This is a genomic window from Lysinibacillus sp. UGB7 (genome assembly GCF_049058285.1).
Classification (GTDB): domain Bacteria; phylum Bacillota; class Bacilli; order Bacillales_A; family Planococcaceae; genus Lysinibacillus; species Lysinibacillus sphaericus_B.
Genome location: NZ_JBMGUV010000026.1, coordinates 1 through 19,990 on the forward strand (window position 1 = coordinate 1; position 19,990 = coordinate 19,990).

General features: G+C 38.1%; 19 protein-coding genes. 3 read left to right on the forward strand and 16 right to left on the reverse strand.

The features are described from left to right. Positions 1–365: 365 nt before the first annotated feature. Positions 366–1,250, reverse strand: a complete 885-nt coding sequence (locus ACOMCU_RS19915; RefSeq protein ID WP_010857267.1) for a nucleotidyltransferase-like protein — start codon at positions 1,248–1,250, stop codon at positions 366–368. A 150-nt stretch (positions 1,251–1,400) separates the two neighbouring features. Between ACOMCU_RS19915 and ACOMCU_RS19920 the strand changes: the two genes are divergently transcribed. Further along, positions 1,401–1,751: a YgzB family protein gene (locus ACOMCU_RS19920; protein ID WP_010857266.1), complete on the forward strand. Its 351-nt coding sequence runs from the start codon at positions 1,401–1,403 to the stop codon at positions 1,749–1,751. Between the two features lie 25 nt (positions 1,752–1,776). On the opposite strand, the gene perR is transcribed toward ACOMCU_RS19920, so the two are convergent. From perR to bcp, 3 genes are all read right to left on the reverse strand, one after another. Next, positions 1,777–2,220: a peroxide-responsive transcriptional repressor PerR gene (perR, locus tag ACOMCU_RS19925; RefSeq protein WP_010857265.1), complete on the reverse strand. Its 444-nt coding sequence runs from the start codon at positions 2,218–2,220 to the stop codon at positions 1,777–1,779. Positions 2,221–2,333: 113 nt separating this feature from the next. After that, positions 2,334–3,278 (reverse strand): D-2-hydroxyacid dehydrogenase, encoded by a 945-nt coding sequence (locus ACOMCU_RS19930; RefSeq protein ID WP_421051175.1) that lies wholly within the window; start codon positions 3,276–3,278, stop codon positions 2,334–2,336. Further along, entirely contained in the window at positions 3,275–3,751 is a 477-nt protein-coding gene (gene bcp, locus ACOMCU_RS19935) for a thioredoxin-dependent thiol peroxidase (RefSeq protein WP_010857263.1), read from the reverse strand. Before bcp ends, ACOMCU_RS19930 begins: the two co-directional genes overlap by 4 nt. A gap of 129 nt (positions 3,752–3,880) precedes the next feature. Between bcp and ACOMCU_RS19940 the strand changes: the two genes are divergently transcribed. Further along, positions 3,881–5,167: a glutamate-1-semialdehyde 2,1-aminomutase gene (locus tag ACOMCU_RS19940; protein WP_010857262.1), complete on the forward strand. Its 1,287-nt coding sequence runs from the start codon at positions 3,881–3,883 to the stop codon at positions 5,165–5,167. 142 nt (positions 5,168–5,309) lie between these two features. Beyond that, complete coding sequence (locus ACOMCU_RS19945) at positions 5,310–6,398, forward strand: FUSC family protein (RefSeq protein WP_010857261.1); 1,089 nt, start codon at positions 5,310–5,312, stop codon at positions 6,396–6,398. A 100-nt stretch (positions 6,399–6,498) separates the two neighbouring features. Here the strand turns inward: ACOMCU_RS19945 and ACOMCU_RS19950 are convergent, their stop codons facing one another. The 12 genes from ACOMCU_RS19950 to ACOMCU_RS20005 all read right to left on the reverse strand — a co-directional run bounded on the left by ACOMCU_RS19950 (position 6,499) and on the right by ACOMCU_RS20005 (position 19,985). Beyond that, complete coding sequence (locus ACOMCU_RS19950; RefSeq protein WP_010857260.1) at positions 6,499–7,539, reverse strand: toxic anion resistance protein; 1,041 nt, start codon at positions 7,537–7,539, stop codon at positions 6,499–6,501. A gap of 22 nt (positions 7,540–7,561) precedes the next feature. Continuing rightward, positions 7,562–9,193: a YceG family protein gene (locus ACOMCU_RS19955; RefSeq protein WP_010857259.1), complete on the reverse strand. Its 1,632-nt coding sequence runs from the start codon at positions 9,191–9,193 to the stop codon at positions 7,562–7,564. Between the two features lie 26 nt (positions 9,194–9,219). Further along, on the reverse strand, positions 9,220–10,032 hold the full coding sequence (locus tag ACOMCU_RS19960; RefSeq protein WP_010857258.1) for an HAD family hydrolase: 813 nt from the start codon (positions 10,030–10,032) through the stop codon (positions 9,220–9,222). A 12-nt stretch (positions 10,033–10,044) separates the two neighbouring features. Then, a complete protein-coding gene (locus ACOMCU_RS19965; RefSeq protein ID WP_010857257.1) occupies positions 10,045–11,145 on the reverse strand; it encodes a cysteine protease StiP family protein in 1,101 nt (366 codons plus the stop codon). Beyond that, positions 11,136–12,503, reverse strand: coding sequence for a phosphoribosyltransferase family protein (locus ACOMCU_RS19970; RefSeq protein WP_010857256.1), 1,368 nt, complete (start codon positions 12,501–12,503; stop codon positions 11,136–11,138). The genes ACOMCU_RS19965 and ACOMCU_RS19970 overlap by 10 nt, the downstream gene beginning before the upstream one ends. Further along, on the reverse strand, positions 12,460–13,677 hold the full coding sequence (locus ACOMCU_RS19975; protein WP_010857255.1) for an HpcH/HpaI aldolase/citrate lyase family protein: 1,218 nt from the start codon (positions 13,675–13,677) through the stop codon (positions 12,460–12,462). The genes ACOMCU_RS19970 and ACOMCU_RS19975 overlap by 44 nt, the downstream gene beginning before the upstream one ends. 282 nt (positions 13,678–13,959) lie before the next feature. Next, positions 13,960–14,535, reverse strand: a complete 576-nt coding sequence (locus tag ACOMCU_RS19980; protein ID WP_010857254.1) for a TerD family protein — start codon at positions 14,533–14,535, stop codon at positions 13,960–13,962. Positions 14,536–14,570: 35 nt separating this feature from the next. Then, positions 14,571–15,152, reverse strand: coding sequence for a TerD family protein (locus ACOMCU_RS19985; protein ID WP_010857253.1), 582 nt, complete (start codon positions 15,150–15,152; stop codon positions 14,571–14,573). 123 nt (positions 15,153–15,275) lie between these two features. Further along, positions 15,276–15,896: a TerD family protein gene (locus ACOMCU_RS19990; RefSeq protein WP_010857252.1), complete on the reverse strand. Its 621-nt coding sequence runs from the start codon at positions 15,894–15,896 to the stop codon at positions 15,276–15,278. 315 nt (positions 15,897–16,211) lie between these two features. Next, a complete protein-coding gene (nikC, locus tag ACOMCU_RS19995) occupies positions 16,212–17,099 on the reverse strand; it encodes a nickel transporter permease (protein WP_010857251.1) in 888 nt (295 codons plus the stop codon). Positions 17,100–17,114: 15 nt separating this feature from the next. Further along, positions 17,115–18,119, reverse strand: coding sequence for an ABC transporter permease (locus ACOMCU_RS20000; protein WP_010857250.1), 1,005 nt, complete (start codon positions 18,117–18,119; stop codon positions 17,115–17,117). 249 nt (positions 18,120–18,368) lie between these two features. Further along, positions 18,369–19,985: an ABC transporter substrate-binding protein gene (locus ACOMCU_RS20005; RefSeq protein WP_010857249.1), complete on the reverse strand. Its 1,617-nt coding sequence runs from the start codon at positions 19,983–19,985 to the stop codon at positions 18,369–18,371. Between the last annotated feature and the right edge of the window lie 5 nt (positions 19,986–19,990).

The window sequence follows — 19,990 nt, forward strand, 5'->3', positions numbered from 1 at the left end:
AAACTCTCCATAAAAGAAATTTGATACGCTCAAATTGTTTTGCTGGCATCAATTTTGATGTCCAAAATTTTGTTTCGTTCACGTACCGAAGTTCGCTACTAAAAACTTTATTGATTACGTTTTGCTTGTTCAGTTTTCAAGGTTCATTTTAAGTCGTTTTGCAGCGACTTCTTTATATTAACATTTCACTCAGTTTGTGTCAATCACTTTTTTAAAAAAAGTTTTTTCTGTTTCTCTAAGTGTTATTCGTTTATGTCTTAGCGACAATTAATATAATACAATAGCAATGGATTAATAGTCAATACTTTTTTCAAAAAAAATATCGAGGTATTTTCTATACCTCGATTACTAGCATACTACAGACTTTATTCCATTTCTAGAGATTCTTTATTCACCTTATAATGGCGATGGAATATCATATCGCTTTTTGCAACTACAGGATCAATAACAATATGGCCCTTGTCAACTAAATACTCAACAAACACTTCTAGGTCCACAGAGTAGTTAACAAGTTCGCTATGGTCGTGTAATTCTTGAATTGTCCATGACTCCTTAGATTGCATTACTTCTAATATATGTTGGGCACCATCCTGCGTGCGAGAATGGATTAGAAATTCACTAGCTAAAAATAAAAGCTCTAATCGCTTTTCAATTGGTTCGTTACTCATAACAAGTTCTTCATATAATTTATATATTGCTGGTTCGATTTTTTTCACTTGCGCCCAAACCGTTACTTCTGGATAGAGCCCGCTATCTATAATTGATAAACGCCCTAAATGATGTAATGAGTCTACTACGTGATTGTATGCATCAAGATAGCTTCCCTTATCAAAATATTCTTTTCCTTCGAGGTATCGTCGAATTAGTTTCGAAAATTGAATACCCGTTTTAATTTTACGACCATTAAACGGAAACTCTTGTAACTCAATTTTTAGTTTATGAAGGAATTCATTGCGGTCAAATAATACTTTGCCAAAGAAGATCCAATCGACCACCTTTTTATTTGAGCCTATCAACAACCATTTGCGTAATAATTTCTCTGTAACAGTATGTAAGGCTACCTTATTTCCTTCATATAAGTAGTGTTTTGTAAAAATAGGCCTCTCTGCTTCCTTCACGATAATTAGTAATACCGTATCAAATGTATCGGTAACATTACTTTGCTCCTCACGTTTTTCCACTAAAATGACGCCTAATGTATTCGACTGACTCGCACGTTCTTGGTATATTGGACGCAAAACTTGCTCCATGTTCAGTCCTCCTCTGTTCTTTTTGTGACCTCTTATTTCGTTAAAAATTCGACATACTTCAGAAGTAATCCTTCTTTCCTTATACTCAAAGCTAAAATACTTTGTCCTTATATGTTATAGTAGATTTTAGATTGGGAGGCAAGATGCTATATGAAACCTTACAAAAGTAAAATTAATAAAATCCGTTCATTCGCATTAGCACTTATTTTTATCGGCTTTGTAGTCATGTATGGGGCCATCTTCTTTAAAAATAATCCCGTGCTTGTACTAATCTTTATGACTCTTGGCTTACTTTGTATTATCGGCAGTACAGTCGTTTACGCTTGGATTGGCCTTCTCTCAACACGAGCAGTCCAGGTTCAGTGCCCTAATTGTCAAAAGTATACAAAAGTATTAGGTCGTGTGGATATGTGTATGTATTGCAATGAACCGTTAACATTGGATCCAACACTTGAAGGAAAAGAGTTCGATCAATCTTATAATAAGACAAAAAAGTCCTAGCCCTTATGTTAAGAGCTAGGATTTTTTATTGTACTTTGACAGAAACATCTTTACATGATGGACATGTACCATATATTTCTAAACGGTGAGAGTGGACATCAAAGCCAGTTACTTGTGATGCAAAATGCTCAATTTCATCTAAACCAGGGTAGTGGAAATCGACAATTTTACCACAGCATTCACAAATCATATGATAATGATCGTTCGTTACGAAATCAAAGCGACTTGAAGCATCTCCATAAGTCAGCTCTTTTACTAAACCAACCTCACGGAATACACGTAAGTTATTATAAACAGTCGCCACACTCATATTTGGGAATTTTCCTTCAAGTGCTTTATAAATTTCATCGGCTGTTGGGTGTGCCATTGATTGTATTAAATATTCCAAAATAGCATGACGCTGAGGAGTAATACGTACACCAGTTGTTTTTAACGTGTCAAGTGCATCTTGTAAATGCGTTGTAGACATCGTCATGCACCTCTTCTCATAAGTATTATTAATTTATAATTGTTATAAATAGTGTATCGAATGAAGCTAACATCTGTCAACAATTGCCCATTCTACTTATGAAAAATCACAACTCAATACCCTCTTGACAGATTCATAACATTTTCTAGTTTTGTTTCTCCGTTAAGCCATTTTACTAAGCTTGGCTTAAAGATACTCAAACTGCGTTCAACATAACGAGAAGAATGACTTGAAATATGTGGGGATACGATAACATTTGGTAATGTCCATAGGGCACTACTCTCAGCAAGTGGCTCTTGTTCAAATACATCAAGTACTGCATAGCCAATTTCGTCAGCTTGAATGGCGTTGATGAGCACTTTTTCATCCACCAAGTTGCCACGACCGAAATTCATGAAAATCACATTATTCTTCATCACTTTAAAATGTTGCTCTTTCAATAAATGCGTTGTTTCTGTTGTTTTAGGTAACACAGAAATGACAATATCCGCTTTAGGTAAAGCTTCTAATAGCTTATCGAAGCTGACCATTACATTCATATGTGGCGCTTCTTTTCCAGAACGGTTACAACCGATTGTTACCACTCCAAAAGCTTGTAGTAAGCGACCAACTTCTGATCCAATCGCACCTGGTCCTAAAATTAATGCCGTGCTATCACGCAATTCCGTTTGTTTCCCTTTTTTTGACCATTCACTTTTCTTTTGTTGCTCATACATCCACGGTAGTGCACGTTTGATGGCTAGAATATGAGCAAGCATCGATTCCGCCATGGGTGTTTTATGAATCCCACGCACATTTGATACTAAAATTCCTCGGTCTACGATTGCTTGGGCTGGCATTTTTTCTACACCTGCTGAGGCAACAAAAATCCACTTGAGTTTTGCTGCATATTGAATATTCTCTTCGTTTAAATCTTCGCCATATGTAACTAACACATCTGCCGTTTGAAGTTCTTCAATTGATATGCCATTTTCAAAAACGAAATCAACTTGTGGAAACTCTACTAGTAATGGCTCACGTAAATCTGGTCGTGGCTCAAACGTAAAATAAATTCTCATTTCGTTGCCTCCTGCTCTGCTAAAAATGCATACACTTCCTCAATATGGTTTTTCACGCGTACTTTACGCCAAGCCTTCACAAGATTGCCTTCCGTATCTATTAAAAATGTGGAGCGCTCAATCCCCATAAACTCACGTCCATACATTTTCTTCAGTACCCATACACTATAAGCCTCCGCTACTGCATGATCCTCGTCCACTAAAAGTGAGAAAGGCAGTCCATGCTTATCAATGAACTTTGTATGTTTCTTTGTATCATCTGGACTCACTCCTAACACAATTGCATTTAACTGACTAAAATCATCATGTTTGTCCCGGAAGTCACAAGCTTGAGTCGTACAGCCCGGCGTCATATCTTTTGGGTAAAAATACAAAATAACGTTTTGCCCTTTAAAATCTGTTAAATGCACCTTTTCACCTTCTTCATTTAGGAGTGAAAAATCAGGTGCTTTTTTCCCTTCGATTAATGTCATACAATCTCCTCCTCTGCATTTTCTATTTTACTCTAAGTAACAATTCAAGTCATATTCCTTATTTTCTTTGGATTTCTTACACTGATAGGTCTACAATAGATTAAGTATTATCACTTAGGAGGCAATATTATGAATCACTCAAAATCTGAAGCAATACACGCAGAGGCGCTCCAGCATATCGTTGGTGGTGTAAACAGCCCTTCTCGTTCTTATAAAGCAGTTGGTGGCGGTTCCCCTGTCACTATGGCACGTGGTAAAGGTGCTTATTTCTGGGATGTTGACGGTAACCGATATATCGACTATTTAGCAGCATATGGACCAATCGTTACAGGCCACGGTCACCCACATATCGCTAAAGCCATTGCAAATGCAGCTGAAAACGGCACATTATTCGGTACACCTACTGAATATGAAGTAATATTTGCCAAAATGCTAAAAGAAGCGATTCCTTCTATGGATAAAGTACGTTTCAATAACTCCGGAACAGAAGCCGTAATGACAACAATTCGAGTTGCGCGCGCTTATACTGGTCGTACAAAAATTATGAAATTCGCTGGCTGCTATCACGGTCACTTTGATTTAGTATTAGTGGCTGCTGGGTCTGGACCTGCAACACTGGGTACACCTGATTCAGCAGGTGTAACTACTGCTACGGCTGAAGAAGTGATTACTGTACCATTTAACAATCCCGAAGCATTTACGGACGCTATGGATAAATGGGGCGATCAAATTGCTGGTATTTTAATCGAGCCAATCGTTGGGAATTTCGGAATTGTAGAGCCAAATCCAGGCTTCTTAGAATTAGTGCATGCAACAGCAAAAGTAAAAGGTGCTTTAACAATTCACGACGAAGTCATTACTGCCTTCCGTTTCCATTACGGCGGCGCTCAAAATTTACTCGGCTTAACTCCTGATTTGACTGCACTTGGGAAAGTAATAGGTGGTGGCTTACCAATCGGCGCATACGGTGGTCGCAAAGAAATTATGGACACAGTTGCTCCACTTGGTCCTGCCTATCAAGCGGGTACAATGGCAGGTAACCCTGCATCAATGCAAGCAGGTATTGCTTGTCTAGAAGTTTTATCTACGCCAGGTATTTATGATGAAATGGATCGTCTTGGTGCCATTTTAGAAGAAGGTATTTTAACAGCAGCTACAAAGCATGATGTTACAATTACTTTAAATCGTTTAAAAGGTGCACTTACTATCTACTTTACAGATGTGAAAGTAGAAAACTATGACCAAGCAGAAAACTCTGACGGAGAAATTTTCGGACGCTTCTTTAAATTAATGCTGGAGCAAGGCATTAACTTAGCCCCTTCAAAATATGAAGCATGGTTCTTAACAACAGAGCATACAGAGGCAGATATTCAAGAAACGATAAAAGCTGTGGACTATGCATTCTCACAATTATAAATAACTGACAATACGAAGGCGACTTTCCCTAGAAAGTCGCCTTTTTCATTCAGCAAAACACAAATCTATGTATTTTATCTGCACTTCCTTCTATAATGTAAAGAAGCTTAAAAATTTTAGACAGAAAGGACATCCATTTTCTATGAAATTAGGTGCCCGTGTATTTAAAACAGGTGTTGCAATTGTCTTTGCATTGTTTATTGCAGAATTGTTACATTTACCTTCACCAGTATTTGCTGGAATCGCTGCCATTTTTGCGATTCAGCCTTCAATTTATCGTTCCTATCAAACCATTGTCGAGCAAGTTCAGGCAAATATAATAGGTGCAACCATTGCTGTTATTTTTGGTTTACTATTTGGCCACCATATTGTGGCTATAGGAATTGCCGTCGTCATTACGATTGGCTTTATGTTGAAATTTAAACTTGAAAAATCTTTGTCATTAGCACTTGTGACAGTAGTAGCGATTATGGAGATTCAAGGCGATGATTTTATAACATTTGGTCTCATTCGCTTTTCAACCATTTTAGTCGGAGTTTTGGCAGCTTTTGTCGTCAATTTATTTTTCTTACCACCTAAATACGAAGTGAAGCTGTTTCGCAAAATCTATTTTTTACAAGATGATATTATTCGCTGGACACGACTCGCCGTTCGTCAGGCTTCCGAACATACATCTACTAAAGCAGCCATAAACAAATTCAGAGACCGTATGTTACGCGTCGATACATTGTATGAGTTTTATAAAGAAGAGCGTAGCTACATTAAAAATAAAAAGTTCGTAAAAGTGAGAAAACTGGTTGTGTATCGCCAAATGATTACAACGTCGAAGAAAAGTTTGGAGCTCCTACACCGTTTGCATAAACATGAAAATGAATTAGCACACCTACCCACACAGTTCCATTTAATGATTCAGGAGCGATTAGATTTTCTACTCACCTACCATGAACAGCTTTTATTAAAGTACACAGGCAAATTAAAACCCGAGCATTCTGAATGGAGCAAACATATCGATTATGTCCAACGAAATGAATTAATGGAGATTTTCATTAAACAAGTCTCATATGCTCATGAAGAAGGAGATACTGAGTTTTCAAGCTATCACCTACTATACATTTTATCCCGCATTTTAGATTACGAGGAAAACTTAGAGCATTTAGACACATTGATTGTGTCATACCAAAGCTACCACGGTCAGGAAATTAATCTAGAAATTGAAGAAGAGTTTATTTAATACTTAGAACGACAAATAGAATGTAATTCTGTTTGTCGTTCTTTCTTCTATGCCTCACATAAAAAGCCGACACCATTTTTGGAAAAGGTGTCAGCTTTTTTTAGCTTTCATTGCCCAACGCCATGAGTTGTTGCTCTGCTTTCAGGCGCTGTGCAGTTTGTTCATCACGCAGCTTACGATAATTAGAAATTCCCGAAACAATTGTATCCCACATTTCTTCAAGTGTCTGTGGCCTTTCAGGTTGCTGTGCCATTACCGTGCTTAGTTGCACCGCGTCACTGTTTACTCCCCCATATTGTTTCATGCGATTTTCAAAAGCTGCTGCCGAATCATTCTGTAGTTTTTGACGTTTTTCATTGACTGCATTCATCATACTCATTTTAAAAACAGGAATCGTTGTTATAAACGCACTATTAATTTGCTCCATTAACTCACTATTCCCATTCCGAATCATTTCAATTTGAGGCGCTGCTAAAATAGCGACCATACGGGATCTATCTAATTCATCTATTTTTTGGGCCAACATATCGGTAATCGTTTGCAAAGTATTTAGCTCCATTTTTGCAATTTGGTTACCTGCCTCACTCTGTTTTTTATACATCGGCATTAATGTCGTTGTCACTTCATCCAATTTCATTTCTGCCGCTACAATATATTTTTCAATTTCAAGATAATAAGTCAAATCTTCACGATATAGTCGTGCAAGCAATCGATTATCGTTTGCTAACGCCTCTTCCATTAGCACAAACTGATAATGAATTTTCTCAATATCTCTACCAAGTAAATTGTACTTCTCAAATAAATCTTCACTTTTTTTCGGCGCACGCTTAAACAACTTGCCGAAAAAACTTTGCTGCTCGATAACTTCCTTTTTATCAAATTTGGCCATTAAAGCTTCAAGTTGCTTCAACAAATCGCCGGATTCATTCACTTTTGATTTTGCCATCATATTTAAAATTTGATCTGAAAAACGTGATAGCTTCGACGAAGGCCCTTTACCGAGTGCCATTAAATCGAGTTGATTCTTTATATTAATACGATTTGCAATTTGCTGCACTTCGACATTCTGACGTAATTGACATTTTGTCACTTCGGCTGTTTCTGGCGTCAATTGTTCAAGTGTAATCGGTACATTAGACATAGCGTGCCTCCTTTCCTAATCATCAAAAAAAGCGATTAAATAGTTTTTTGATCATTTTATCTGGCGCAGGCTTTTGCTGCTTCGGTTCTTCGTATTGTAAATCAAACACCATATGTTCTAGTCGGTGCCCATCAAAGGTATCTTCTTGCAAATGTTTTTCTAAATCTAGTTTACCTGTTGGATTGTAAAACACAATATCAACACCAAAGCGATTTAAAAATGCTAATAAAGCAACATCTTCACGGGCTAACGTAGGCTGTTGTGGTGCTTGGTAGAGTACCAGTTTGGGCACTTCCTGTGCATAATCAAAACTTTGCAATAGGCGCAGTATTTCTTTTGGAATCGTCGCCATCTGCTTAAATAAAAATAGCTGTAAATCATATTTCGATTCGTTTGGCAATTGTTTCAGGAGCGGCTGTTCACAAGATGTTTTCATCGTATGTGCAATCGCCTGTTGTAGTTCTGCTGTCAATTCATCATACTGCCACCAGTCGCTTTGCAAAATCCGCTCTGTGGATAATTCTCCATTTACTAGACAGTGCTTATAATGGAAATGGAAATTGGCTCTACTCGCTTTAGCGTATGGAAACTCCTGCACAAATAAGGTTTGCGGACTGGCAAGTAACTGATGCATAAAATGCCAATACTCTTCACGTCTACTTGACACACCACTAATTTTGGCAAAAATAACAGGAATCACAACCTCATTCCCGACAACTTCGAATTTCGGACGTACCATCGCTTTTTCGTTGGCATAAATAAAAATATCATCATAGGTCATTCGTAAAGTTAAAGAACGAGGCATAAAATCTTTAAATTGCCATGGACGATAAACGCCAGATTGTTGGTCGTGCATTAACTGCTCAAAATGTTGACTGGAGCGATAGCCGACAGTTGCCTGACGGTCACGAAGCTTATCGGGGAATGGCTGTAATGTTGTTTGGCTTGCATGGGCGTGTGTAATTGAAAAAAGATTCCCTACATCCACTTCTGCAAATTCATCAACAGCAGTCGGGTGGAAGATTAACACATCACAACCTAGTTCCATTAATAATAACAAGAAATAACGCTGACTAATCGTCGTCTCACCATACCAAACAACCTTTGGAAAATCATCAGTTGGCTTCATAGTTTTCGTCCATTGAATCCAGTGATTCTTTAGCCACTTCACCATATCAATTAAAAAACGACGGAAATCATTCGCAAGTAAACCAAGCGATTGCTGGTCACGAAAGCGCTCCACTACACGAATAGTGGCAAGCTGCAAATGACGATTCAGTGTCCCATCATCATGCTTTGGAATAAGCTGATGGCCATACATCATCGCAATTAGTCGATTAATAGACAAGCCTTTAGGTGTTTGTTGATGTTGCGCTAAAATACTTTGCAACGCCTGAAAATCCTTTTGCTCAATGTGTTTATTTAACTCTTCACTTAAAATATAAACACTTGGATTTTGTGACAATGTATATAATGCGTTAAAATAATCATCTTCTTCTATTGGTACACCTAATACTCGAACGGCAATGCGACTAAACCGTATTTGTTGCTCGGTTACCTCATATAGTGCACGCAATTTAGGTGAATCTTGAAACGCTTGTAGCCAATCATAAGGATCACGTTCCAATACGGACTCTATTGTGATTGTTTGCATACAAAACGTCACCTCCTTACATGGTCTTACACAGTTGGTTGTTTTGCTACTAGTCGTAAAACATCCTCAAGTAAACTTTGCGTAAACGCTTCACCACTATAAGTTGAATATATTGTATTTCCTAACACTTGTGGTTGTTTATCTTTTAAATCACCGTGAGCCGGTGTATAGCCTATATCCGCCATAGCGAGCATACCGTAGTCCATAATGGAATCGCCTGCTGCTACATGCATATCATATGAACAATGTTCTTTTAAATAAGCAATCGCCGCTTCCTTTGTTAGCACTTTCGGCAAAAAGTATAATTTTCTTCCTTGTAAAAGGACATACCAACCAAGCACATCAAACTCCTGAATGATTGCCTGTACTTCATCTTGTCTTAAAATTGTTAAATCTACGTGATACACATAAAAAAGCTCATCCACATAAAATGAACGTTGCAGCCAAGTGTCTGATTTCATCACATCAAAACGTTGCAACATATCAGCATCTGGAATCGAGGAATCTTCGATACGTTTGCGTAAAGTTTTTGTCCATTCTTCATTGGGACAACCATTTTCTAATATTGTACCCCCATTACTCGTAATTGCAAAAGCTGGACATAGCTCTTTTATCAAATGAATGCGTTCATATTGATGAAAGGCGCGAGTCGTTACAGGCACGAATAACGTTTGTTCCTGTACCTGATGCAATAACCTCGTTGTCGCTTCCGTCATTAGGCTCATCACTTCACCTTCTTTACGTTCAGCTTCGACTGATGGTGTTAGTGCTGGAAAATTTGCCATCATACGCTTTGAATAGATAAGGGTACGATCTAAATCCGATGTAAATAGTAGCATGTTTTCTCTCCTCTATACTTCTTTTATTAAGCCACAGCAGGCGTACGACATATTCGGATATTCTACAACAGGTACATTTTTTTCCTTAGCTAATAACAATATGTGCTCAAGTTCGTTCGCATATTTAGGATTAATTAAAATTTTCCAAGGTATACGACGGAGTAATACACGCGTCGTTTCACCAACACCTGGTTTCACGAAATGAATATTTGCAATCCCTAAATCTCGTTGAATCGCCTGCACGGATTGCATCCCTTGCCATGTAACAGGAGACTGTGTTTGTTTACTAATTTGCTGTGCAACTTCATGTTGAACTTGTTGAAAATAAGCACTCACACGGTCGATATACAAGTTCGAAACATCAACATCCTCTAGTTCTTTATAATATTTAGCCCCATGGAAGTCATGTTCGTTCATAAACTGCAAATTCAATACTGTACGACTTACTAACCCAGACACTGTAGAATTTAAACAAGCAGATGGAATTAAAAAGTCTTCACGCGTACCATAAATTGACGTACAGTGCCCTGGATCCGCTAATACAGCTAATGAAGCATCCAGTTGTTCTTCATTGTGTGCATTGAAAAGCTCACACGATTGTTGCAATTCCTTCGTGATGGCACCTTTTCCCGTCCAGCCATCAATAAATTGAATGCGCGCTAGTGGATGCTCTTCAAATATATAATGGATGGCCATTTCATCAAATCCACGACCACGAAGTATCGAAATCGTATAATGTGGCACGTCAACATTGTATCGCATTTTTATATAACGTTTAATCAATATACCAATCGGTGTACCGGCTCTCGCTAAACTAACGAGCACTAAATCCTCTAACCCTTGGCGTGCTACAATTTGTTCCGCCACAATTCCAACAGCTAGCGCAATACGCTGTGCATAGTCATCTAAAGTTTTATAAAAAAGTGCCATATATGCTTCTGATGGCTGATATTCGACTGGTAGCATTTCAGAATAATGTGTGCCCGATTGGATAAGTTGTTCACGTTTTTCGTTGTTTAATTCGAGTGCGACATTACTAATATCACGTAGTAAAAAAACAACATCTTCAGGTGAATAACTCCCCATTTTATCGGGTTGCATGTCTAATCGCATAATTGCTCCTCCAATTCATGCATACAAACCACATATATTTTTGCGTTACTTACTGTTTGCAGCGCATGTACAACTCGTGCAACAACCTCTTTATTTGCTATACGTTCTACAACTAAAAAAAGTTCCGAGTACGGATGACTTTGTACATTATATAAATAATTTTCAACACCATTATTTTCAGGGCTTTCAAAAGCTATTTTCTCAGTAATTGTATAACCTGTTTCCTGTGCACAATAAATTGGGCTACGAGTTGTCGATTGAACATAAACGTCCTCACCTAAATAACTAGCTAATTGCATCGGTACATACATAAATTCACCCGTTCCAATAACAAGTGCTGGTCCATCTGTTCTCCGTTCTTTTAACTGCCGAGCAATTCCTTTTAGTGTATTCTTTTGTTCCACATGCTGATCAGTTGTCAACATAAATCTTCCTGTTGCTAGCATGTAAGGTGCCTCATTTTCAATTCCGTTTTCCGCAATCGAACGATAACATTTTTGCTCAATAGCTTCCTTTATTGATAGTAGAGTTAGTGGAGCCTCTTGTGTAGTAACTTCTACTTGTTTACTAGATAAATGTGGTTCTCCATCACAGCTAAAGTGTCCGCCCATCATTGTGACGAAATCAATCGTTACATCCCATTGCTTCTCCATGTCGTTAAAGTAAACTTGCTGTTGGGCAGAACGCCAATCTAAAATGGATAATACAGAGTAATGCTTAACATTAGGGAACTTTTGTCGTAGTGTTTCAATTATATTGACAACCGTATTTCCAGTTGTAATCTCATCATCTATTAATACAATACGTTTGGCTTGTAGTAATTTTTCTGGTTGTTCACAATAAACGCGATGACTCGTTGCATGTGAATGCTCTTCTTCAAAAGTCACAAATGCTTCAAGTTCAGGTAGAAATTCACGTGTCGTATGAATATACATCGCTTTTGATCCAAAAGCATTAAATACGGCATGACCAAGTGCTGTCGCCGTTTCCGCAAAACCAATAAATAATGTTTCCTCTAGCAGTTCAAGTGGTTGTGCTTCTACTCGTTGTAATATTTCTTGCACATTTTGCGGTTGCTTGAGTGCTCGTACAACAGTTGGAAGTAACGAAGCTTCCTCACCAACAAGCTTTTGATGATACATCATTGCTAGCAGTGTCCCCGTTAGCATTGGCACTTGCGGTCGTACTGCTAAATGCTTGCCAAGGACGGTACTGACGAATAAAAATTGTCTTTTTTTATTAATACGTGTTGCCATTTTAAACAAATCTGTTATTGCAAAATTATACGGATTATGGGTTAGCGAAATAGCCATTTCATAGTCCTGAAAAATATTCAATCTGCTCTTCCGTTGTGTCATCTAAACTTCCCCCTACTTCAGTATTCAATAAAAGGGACGCGAAATCTACAGATTCGTTGTATACACCATAGACATGCGCTTGGCGTAAAATTTGCTGCGCCCACCTCGTATGAGGCTTCATTTCATTCATTTTATTGGCATAATGACTTTTTATCACACCTTTTTGACCATCATTATGCTCTACAATGCTTAGTGCATCTAGGTATTCTTCGTACGAAACTACGTATAGCGCATGTACGACACGAATATGACTTGGATGAATAATGGTCTTACCTAGAATACCATTTTGTCTATCCATTAACACTTCCTTAATCAAGCCATCTAAATAATCATCGAGTAATGCTTGTCGTGCATGTAGCGCTCCTTTTTCACTAAAAGGAGTCACTCTCAATTCTGGCTTTAATACACGCTGATTACTGAAATATTCCCATACAGGTCCAGATATAACAAAACCGTCTTCCTCACGACCTAACACATTGACAATATCTGCAATGCAATCTCGAATAACCGCTATATCGTAAATCGTTGAATCTACACGACGACGTATACCATATATTCCACAAAAATCCGTTGCACCAATACGAATGTTTAAGACACGTTCTCTGTATTGTTGAAGTACTTCTTTAATCGCAAACAATGAGTCCATACGAGATTCCTTATACAAAATATCACGACTTTCCAAAATTGGCATGCCGAATAACGTAAGCTGATGCTGTTGAATCGTTTGTTCAAGCAATTCAAAATAGCTAGCTCCTTGCACCGCAGAAAATTTAGGAAACACATAGCCAGTTAGGACTGCTTGATGTTTTCCTAAGACAGATGTTAAAAATGCAAATTGTTCAACACTACGTACACGTATAAATATAAGAGGTAAATTTTGTAGCTGAATTTCTTTATTTTCATAAAGAGTATAGAGCGCGCTAATATCTGTTATTAATTTTTCTTCACATTCCGCTAACTCTGCATCTCCCACTGCATCTTCTAAATCAATGACAAAAGAAGTCAGTTCTTTATATTTTTGAGATTGAACCATCTCTAAAATATGAGGCATCGAGGCAGGCATATATAAAGTTGCACCTAATGTATAGGCTAAAATATCTGAGGTATCCAATTTTGTAAATGGTTGAGGCTTCTTATAAAAGATAGCCTCTGCTTCAGTTGCAAAATGTTGCATCTACTTCTCTCCCTCATCAAAAGAATTATCTTTGTGGAAAAAGGCACTGTATTAGCCTGCTTTTTTACAGACCAATACAGTGCCTTTAGTTACGTTACCTTCTTATTCAACTTATGTATACCAAAAGTTAGTAAAAATGCTACGATTCAAATAACCAAGAACACTTCGTATGGTATTCCCCTGGTATCAATACGCATATAGCAGGTAAAGTAACGTACAGATGTTGAATTGTACATATACAATTCAACATCTGTAACATTTACCAATAAACTAAATTATATTTTATTGTAAGCCATATGCGTTAACTAACGCATTAAGACCACCTTGGTAGCCTGAACCAACAGCTGCAAATTTCCACTCGCCATTGTGACGATATAATTCACAGAATACTACTGCTGTTTCAATGCTGAAATCTTCCCCTAAATCATAGCGAAGGACTTCTGAACCTGAGTCTTCATTCGTTAAACGAACATAAGCATTTAAAACTTGTCCGAAGTTTTGATGGCGACCTTCTGCATCGTAGATTGTGACAGTCACTACTATTTTTTCAATTTGAGGAGATACTTGTTTTAAGTTTACAAGAATTTTTTCGTCATCCCCATCGCCATCACCCGTACGGTTATCACCTGTATGCACGACAGATTGGTCTGAACTTGTTAAATTATTGTAGAAAATAAAATCCTGCTCATTGCGGCATTTTCCAGATGCATCTAGTAAAAACACAGAGGCGTCTAGGTCAAAGTCATTTCCGCCATCAAATTGTTTTACATCCCAACCTAAACCAATACCTACATTATTTAAGCCTGGATCCTGCTTCATTAAATCAATACGTTGCCCTTTACTTAATTGAATACCCATTTAGAAAATCTCCCTTCCTTGTATAAGGTGAAGTATTAGTTTACGTTTAATCCATAGTCACTACAAAGTGCAGCTAAACCACCCTGATAACCTGCTCCAACTGCGTTGAATTTCCATTCGCCATTATGACGGTATAACTCACCTACAACAACAGCTGTTTCAATGCTGAAATCTTCCCCTAAATCATATCTGATTACTTCTTCATTTGTTGCCGCATTGACAATACGAATGAAAGCATTAGTTACCATACCAAAGTTTTGGTTACGTGCATCTGCATCATGGATTGTAACAGTGAATGCAAGTCGTTGAACATGTGCCGGAATTTGAGTTAATGCAACCTTTACTATCTCATCATCACCTTCGCCAACGCCAGTTAAGTTATCTCCTGAGTGTTCAACTGAGCCATTACCACCAATAGTATTGTTGTAGAAGATAAAATCATTTTGGTCTGCTACTTTTCCTGTGTCAGCAAGTAAAAACACAGATGAATCTAGGTCAAAATCATTTCCACCATCATATTTATTCGTGTCCCAACCTAAACCTACAATAACATTTGACAAACCTGGATTAGTTTTTGTTAAATCTACTTTTTGACCTTTTTGTAAAGAAATACCCATTTTAAATTCCTCCTATTTTCTTTAGCTTTTATCAATACTTTAAGAACTATTCCGTATCTGTCGCTTAGCTTTTAATAAAGCTTTACTTGCGGTACAAAAAATAGCTGATTGCAGGAAAGATTATTATTGATATCTTCGAGCTACGTCGCCAAGTTTCAAGTCATTCGTACCACTACCAACAGCCGCAAACTTCCACTCTGTGCCGTGGCGATAAATTTCACCACAAACTAACGTCGTTAAGTCCGAATAGTTGTCAGTTAAATTATAACGAATTAGTTCGGCTCCTGTCTTGTCATCATACACACGAATATATGCATTTTGAATCATACCGAAATGTTGATTGCGTCCAGCTGCATCATAAATATTAACGACGAACACCATTTTAGTGTATTGTGCTGGTATTGCCGCTAAATCAATTGTAATAACTTCATCATCACCATCGCCATCACCCGTTAAATTATCGCCTGAATGTCGAATAGAACCACAATTACTTGATAATTTTCCAAAGTAAATAACATCATCGTTTGCTACTAACTTATCATTTTGAAGCATTAGTACCGAGGCATCACAGTCAACATTTTTACCGCTGCCACCGCTACCGCCACTAGAAAATAAGCCACCTAAAAATCCACCACTTTTTGTTTGGCTTACTGGATCCCAGCCCAAACCCACTTTAATTCTATTTAAACCAGCATTACCTTTTGTTAAATCGACACGTTGTCCTTTTTGTAAATTAATTCCCAATGCCAACATCCTCCTATATCTTGAATGTGTCTTCAGCTGAAAAACGTATGTACATTTTTTTATAATTAACCTCATACTCTATACGTTTATAAAAGTAATATCCCATTTTCACTACTTCGATAAAAAGATAAATTCAGCCTATCTCAAGTCTAAAATAACATGACAAAAAATTCAATTAATGGCCCCGAAAAGGTTTAAATCATTTAACATTCTTGAAAATTTTTGTGAAAAATTAGTAGTATACTAGCTAAATTTTCTATTGAAAACAAAAAAACCTTCTTAATATAAGAATTAGAAGGTTTTTTTACACTTTTGTTAACTTTTCATCTTCGGATCGAGCGCATCACGTAATCCATCTCCCATTAGGTTAAAGCCTAGTACCGTTAGCATAATAGCAAGACCAGGGAAAATCATCGTCCACGGTGCATTCAATAAATAGATACGTGCGTCCGCTAGCATTTTTCCCCACTCTGGTGCTGGCGCTTGAGCACCTAACCCAAGAAAACCCAGTGCTGCTGCTTCAATAATAGCCGTTGCAATAGCCAGTGTACCTTGCACAATAACAGGCGTCATGGAATTTGGTAAAATGTGTGAGAACAGAATACGCATATCGCGCATGCCAATTGCTTTCGCAGCGACAATATACTCCTCTTCCTTTACACTTAATACCTTGGAACGAATTAAACGGCCAAAGTTTGGCACATTTATAATTGCTATTGCAATTAAAGCATTTTGTAGTGACGGCCCAAGCACCGCTACTACAGCGATTGCTAGTAAAATACTAGGAAAAGCTAGCATAATATCAAAGATACGTGAAATAATCGTATCGATCCATTTCCCATAATAGCCTGCAATAATTCCAAGTAAACTCCCTACGACAACTGATAGAATTACTGCAAAAAAACCTATCCTCAACGAAATACGTGCGCCATGGATAATACGGGAGAAAATATCACGTCCAAAATCATCTGTCCCAAACCAATGTTCACTTGATGGCGCTAGTAATCTTTTCGTTAAATCCTGCTCATTGATGCCTTGAGGAGCAATCATAGGACCAAATACAGCAAGCACAATAAAAAATATTACAATACCCGCGCCTGCTAGGGAGATTTTACTCTTTTTAAAGCTACGCCAGCCTTCTTTCCAAGGACCTACAGCACGATTTTGTGCTGCTTCTTTTCTTACATCTGCTGTTCCAGCCATAACCGCAGCTCCTCCCTATTTATATTTAATCCGCGGATCGATTACTGTATACAATAAATCTACGATTAAGTTAATCATGATGAAAATAAATGCGACTACTAAAATTCCTGATTGAATGACAGGATAATCTCGGAAACCAATTGCTTCGTAAATATAACGTCCAATACCTGGCCAACTGAAAATCGTTTCGGTTAAAATGGCACCACCTAGGAGTAACCCTGTTTGCAGACCGATAACTGTTAACACGGGAATAATGGCATTTTTCAACGCATGTTTATAGACAACAATGAACATTTTTTGTCCCTTAGCTCTAGCAGTGCGTACATAGTCAGAGCGCATGACTTCAAGCATAGATGAGCGTGTCATGCGAGCGATAATGGCCATTGGAATTGTAGCGAGTGCCAATCCTGGCAATACTAATCGCTTTAATACCTCAATAAATTGATCGAAACGACCTTGAATGAGCGTATCAAGTAAATAAAAATGGGTAATGGCGGTTATAGGGTCACGTACATTTTCTCGCCCAGAAGTCGGAAACCAGTTTAACTTAATGCTAAACGCCCATTGTTCCATCAATCCTAGCCAAAAAACCGGTACAGAGACACCTATTAAGGCTATAACCATTGCCAGATAATCAAACCATGAATTTTGGAACCACGCAGAAACAATTCCTGCATTCACCCCGACAATCACTGCAATGATCATCGCAAATAAGGCGAGCTCCGCTGTAGCCGCTAAATACGGAAAAATCTCCTCAGATACCGGGATCTTCGTACGCAATGACATACCTAAATCCCCCTGCAATATGCCACCCAAATAGCTAAAATATTGTGTATACCATGGCTTATCTAATCCTAAACTTGCGTTTAATGCCTCAACCGCCTCTTTCGTCGCTTGTTGACCTAAAATAACTTGTGCAGGGTTACCAGGAATTGCGCGAATTAACATGAAGACGATAAAAGACATTCCAAGCAAAACTGGGATTAATTGAAATAAACGTCTCCCCATATAGTGAAGCATGTTCTTCACCTCTCTATTATTTTCTGATTATACTTTTGCCACGAAAAGCATCGAAGTCTATACACATACTGTAGAAAGGGTCTGCCTTCACCAAACGGTTTTGACGTTTTGATGATTGGTCTTTCATACAGAAAAACGGGTTGTGACAAACATAGTCACAACCCGTTTTTACAACGATAGACAAAGCCTACTGCTGTAAAAAGCTTGTTATGTCACTATGATTAAGCGACATCCTAAATCCTACTACGTTTATTTTATATCTACTGCGTCTAAACGGTCAGAACCTGTTGGATGCGCAATATAGTTAGAAACTTTTGAGCTTGCAGCTAAAATAGGAATTGAATGTGCAAGCGGAACCCATGGAGCATCTGCAGAAATAATCTCTTGAGCTTGCTTGTAAAGTTCATTACGTTTGTCTTCATCAATTTCACTTTGTGCAGCAACTAATACTTTGTGTAAATCTTGATTGTCATAGAATGTATAGTTGTTAGAGCCAATATTATCTCCATCTAACAATGTGTAAAGGAAATTATCTGCATCCCCGTTATCACCTGTCCAACCAAGTAAAAACGCATCAGCCTCTCCATTTTGAGCTTTTTCTAAATAAGTAGCCCATTCAAATGTAACGATTTTCGATGGAATGCCAACATCCGCCAAATTCTTTTGAATCGCCTCTGCCACTTTTTGACCATCTGGCATGTATGGACGTGGTACAGGCATAGCCCATAGTTCAATTTCCTTACCGTCATAGCCTGCTTCAGCTAATAACGCTTTTGCTTTTTCTGGATCATATTCATAGCCAGTAATAGCTTCGTTATAGCCTGAGATTACTGGAGGCATTGGGTTTTTTGCTGGCTCAGCTAATCCTTCATAGAATGCATCCACTAAAGCTTGCTTATCAATTGCATAGTTGACAGCTTGACGCACTTTCACATTATCAAATGGTGGTCGTGTTACAGTTAATCCAAGATAACCAACATTCATCGATGGGCGTTCAATTAATTGTAAGTTTGCATTTGCTTCGATTGATGCCTTATCAGATGGACTTAAGCCATCAACTACATCAACTTCCTCTGCATTAAGAGCATTTAAACGTGCAGAGTTATCTGGAATTGAGCGATAAATGACTTTATCTAATTTTGGAAGACCATCAAGATAGTAATCTGCGTTTTTCTCGATTGTAATAGAATCATTACGCTTCCATTCCACAAATTTGAATGGCCCAGTACCTACCGGGTCCGTAGATAATCCTTCTTCATTTGCTTCAAATGCTGTTGGAGAAGCAATTGCAAATGGAGACATTGCTAAGTTTTTAAGGAATGGTGCCTGTGGTTGGCTTAACTTGAAAACAACCGTGTTGTCCCCCTCAGCAGTTACTGATTCTATTACTTGCTTGTCACCAACTACAAATTGAGAACTAAAGTAAGGATGTTTATCGCCGCCAGCCTTCCAACGGTCAACATTTTTCACAACTGCTTCTGCATTAAAGTCCGTACCATCATGGAATTTTACACCTTCTTGTAATTGGAACGTGTATGTTAAACCGTCTTCTGATGGCTCCCACGATTTTGCTAACCCTGGCTGAATCGTTACATCTTGCTCACCAAAGTTAACAAGTGTTTCATATATGTTGGCCGTCACTGTGAATGATTCACCATCAGTTACTACAGCTGGGTCTAGCGCGACAGAGTCACCACCACGTCCGTATACTAATGTTTTAGCCCCACCGCTGCTGGCTGAGTCCCCACCTGTTGATGTATCTTTAGTACCAGTATCCTTGTTATCCGAGACACCACATGCAGCTAAGATTGTCGAGAGAACCAGGATCAGCATTACGCTTAATGACCAAAGCTTTTTTTTATTCATTAAAT

Excerpts from the sequence above, each read along its gene's own strand:
- ACOMCU_RS19915 (WP_010857267.1), bottom strand. The coding sequence starts at position 1,250 with ATGGAGCAAGTTTTGCGTCCAATATACCAAGAACGTGCGAGTCAGTCG.
- ACOMCU_RS19920 (WP_010857266.1), top strand. The coding sequence starts at position 1,401 with ATGAAACCTTACAAAAGTAAAATTAATAAAATCCGTTCATTCGCATTA.
- perR (WP_010857265.1), bottom strand. The coding sequence starts at position 2,220 with ATGTCTACAACGCATTTACAAGATGCACTTGACACGTTAAAAACAACT.
- ACOMCU_RS19930 (WP_421051175.1), bottom strand. The coding sequence starts at position 3,278 with ATGAGAATTTATTTTACGTTTGAGCCACGACCAGATTTACGTGAGCCA.
- bcp (WP_010857263.1), bottom strand. The coding sequence starts at position 3,751 with ATGACATTAATCGAAGGGAAAAAAGCACCTGATTTTTCACTCCTAAAT.
- ACOMCU_RS19940 (WP_010857262.1), top strand. The coding sequence starts at position 3,881 with ATGAATCACTCAAAATCTGAAGCAATACACGCAGAGGCGCTCCAGCAT.
- ACOMCU_RS19945 (WP_010857261.1), top strand. The coding sequence starts at position 5,310 with ATGAAATTAGGTGCCCGTGTATTTAAAACAGGTGTTGCAATTGTCTTT.
- ACOMCU_RS19950 (WP_010857260.1), bottom strand. The coding sequence starts at position 7,539 with ATGTCTAATGTACCGATTACACTTGAACAATTGACGCCAGAAACAGCC.
- ACOMCU_RS19955 (WP_010857259.1), bottom strand. The coding sequence starts at position 9,193 with ATGCAAACAATCACAATAGAGTCCGTATTGGAACGTGATCCTTATGAT.
- ACOMCU_RS19960 (WP_010857258.1), bottom strand. The coding sequence starts at position 10,032 with ATGCTACTATTTACATCGGATTTAGATCGTACCCTTATCTATTCAAAG.
- ACOMCU_RS19965 (WP_010857257.1), bottom strand. The coding sequence starts at position 11,145 with ATGCGATTAGACATGCAACCCGATAAAATGGGGAGTTATTCACCTGAA.
- ACOMCU_RS19970 (WP_010857256.1), bottom strand. The coding sequence starts at position 12,503 with ATGACACAACGGAAGAGCAGATTGAATATTTTTCAGGACTATGAAATG.
- ACOMCU_RS19975 (WP_010857255.1), bottom strand. The coding sequence starts at position 13,677 with ATGCAACATTTTGCAACTGAAGCAGAGGCTATCTTTTATAAGAAGCCT.
- ACOMCU_RS19980 (WP_010857254.1), bottom strand. The coding sequence starts at position 14,535 with ATGGGTATTCAATTAAGTAAAGGGCAACGTATTGATTTAATGAAGCAG.
- ACOMCU_RS19985 (WP_010857253.1), bottom strand. The coding sequence starts at position 15,152 with ATGGGTATTTCTTTACAAAAAGGTCAAAAAGTAGATTTAACAAAAACT.
- nikC (WP_010857251.1), bottom strand. The coding sequence starts at position 17,099 with ATGGCTGGAACAGCAGATGTAAGAAAAGAAGCAGCACAAAATCGTGCT.
- ACOMCU_RS20000 (WP_010857250.1), bottom strand. The coding sequence starts at position 18,119 with ATGCTTCACTATATGGGGAGACGTTTATTTCAATTAATCCCAGTTTTG.
- ACOMCU_RS20005 (WP_010857249.1), bottom strand. The coding sequence starts at position 19,985 with ATGAATAAAAAAAAGCTTTGGTCATTAAGCGTAATGCTGATCCTGGTT.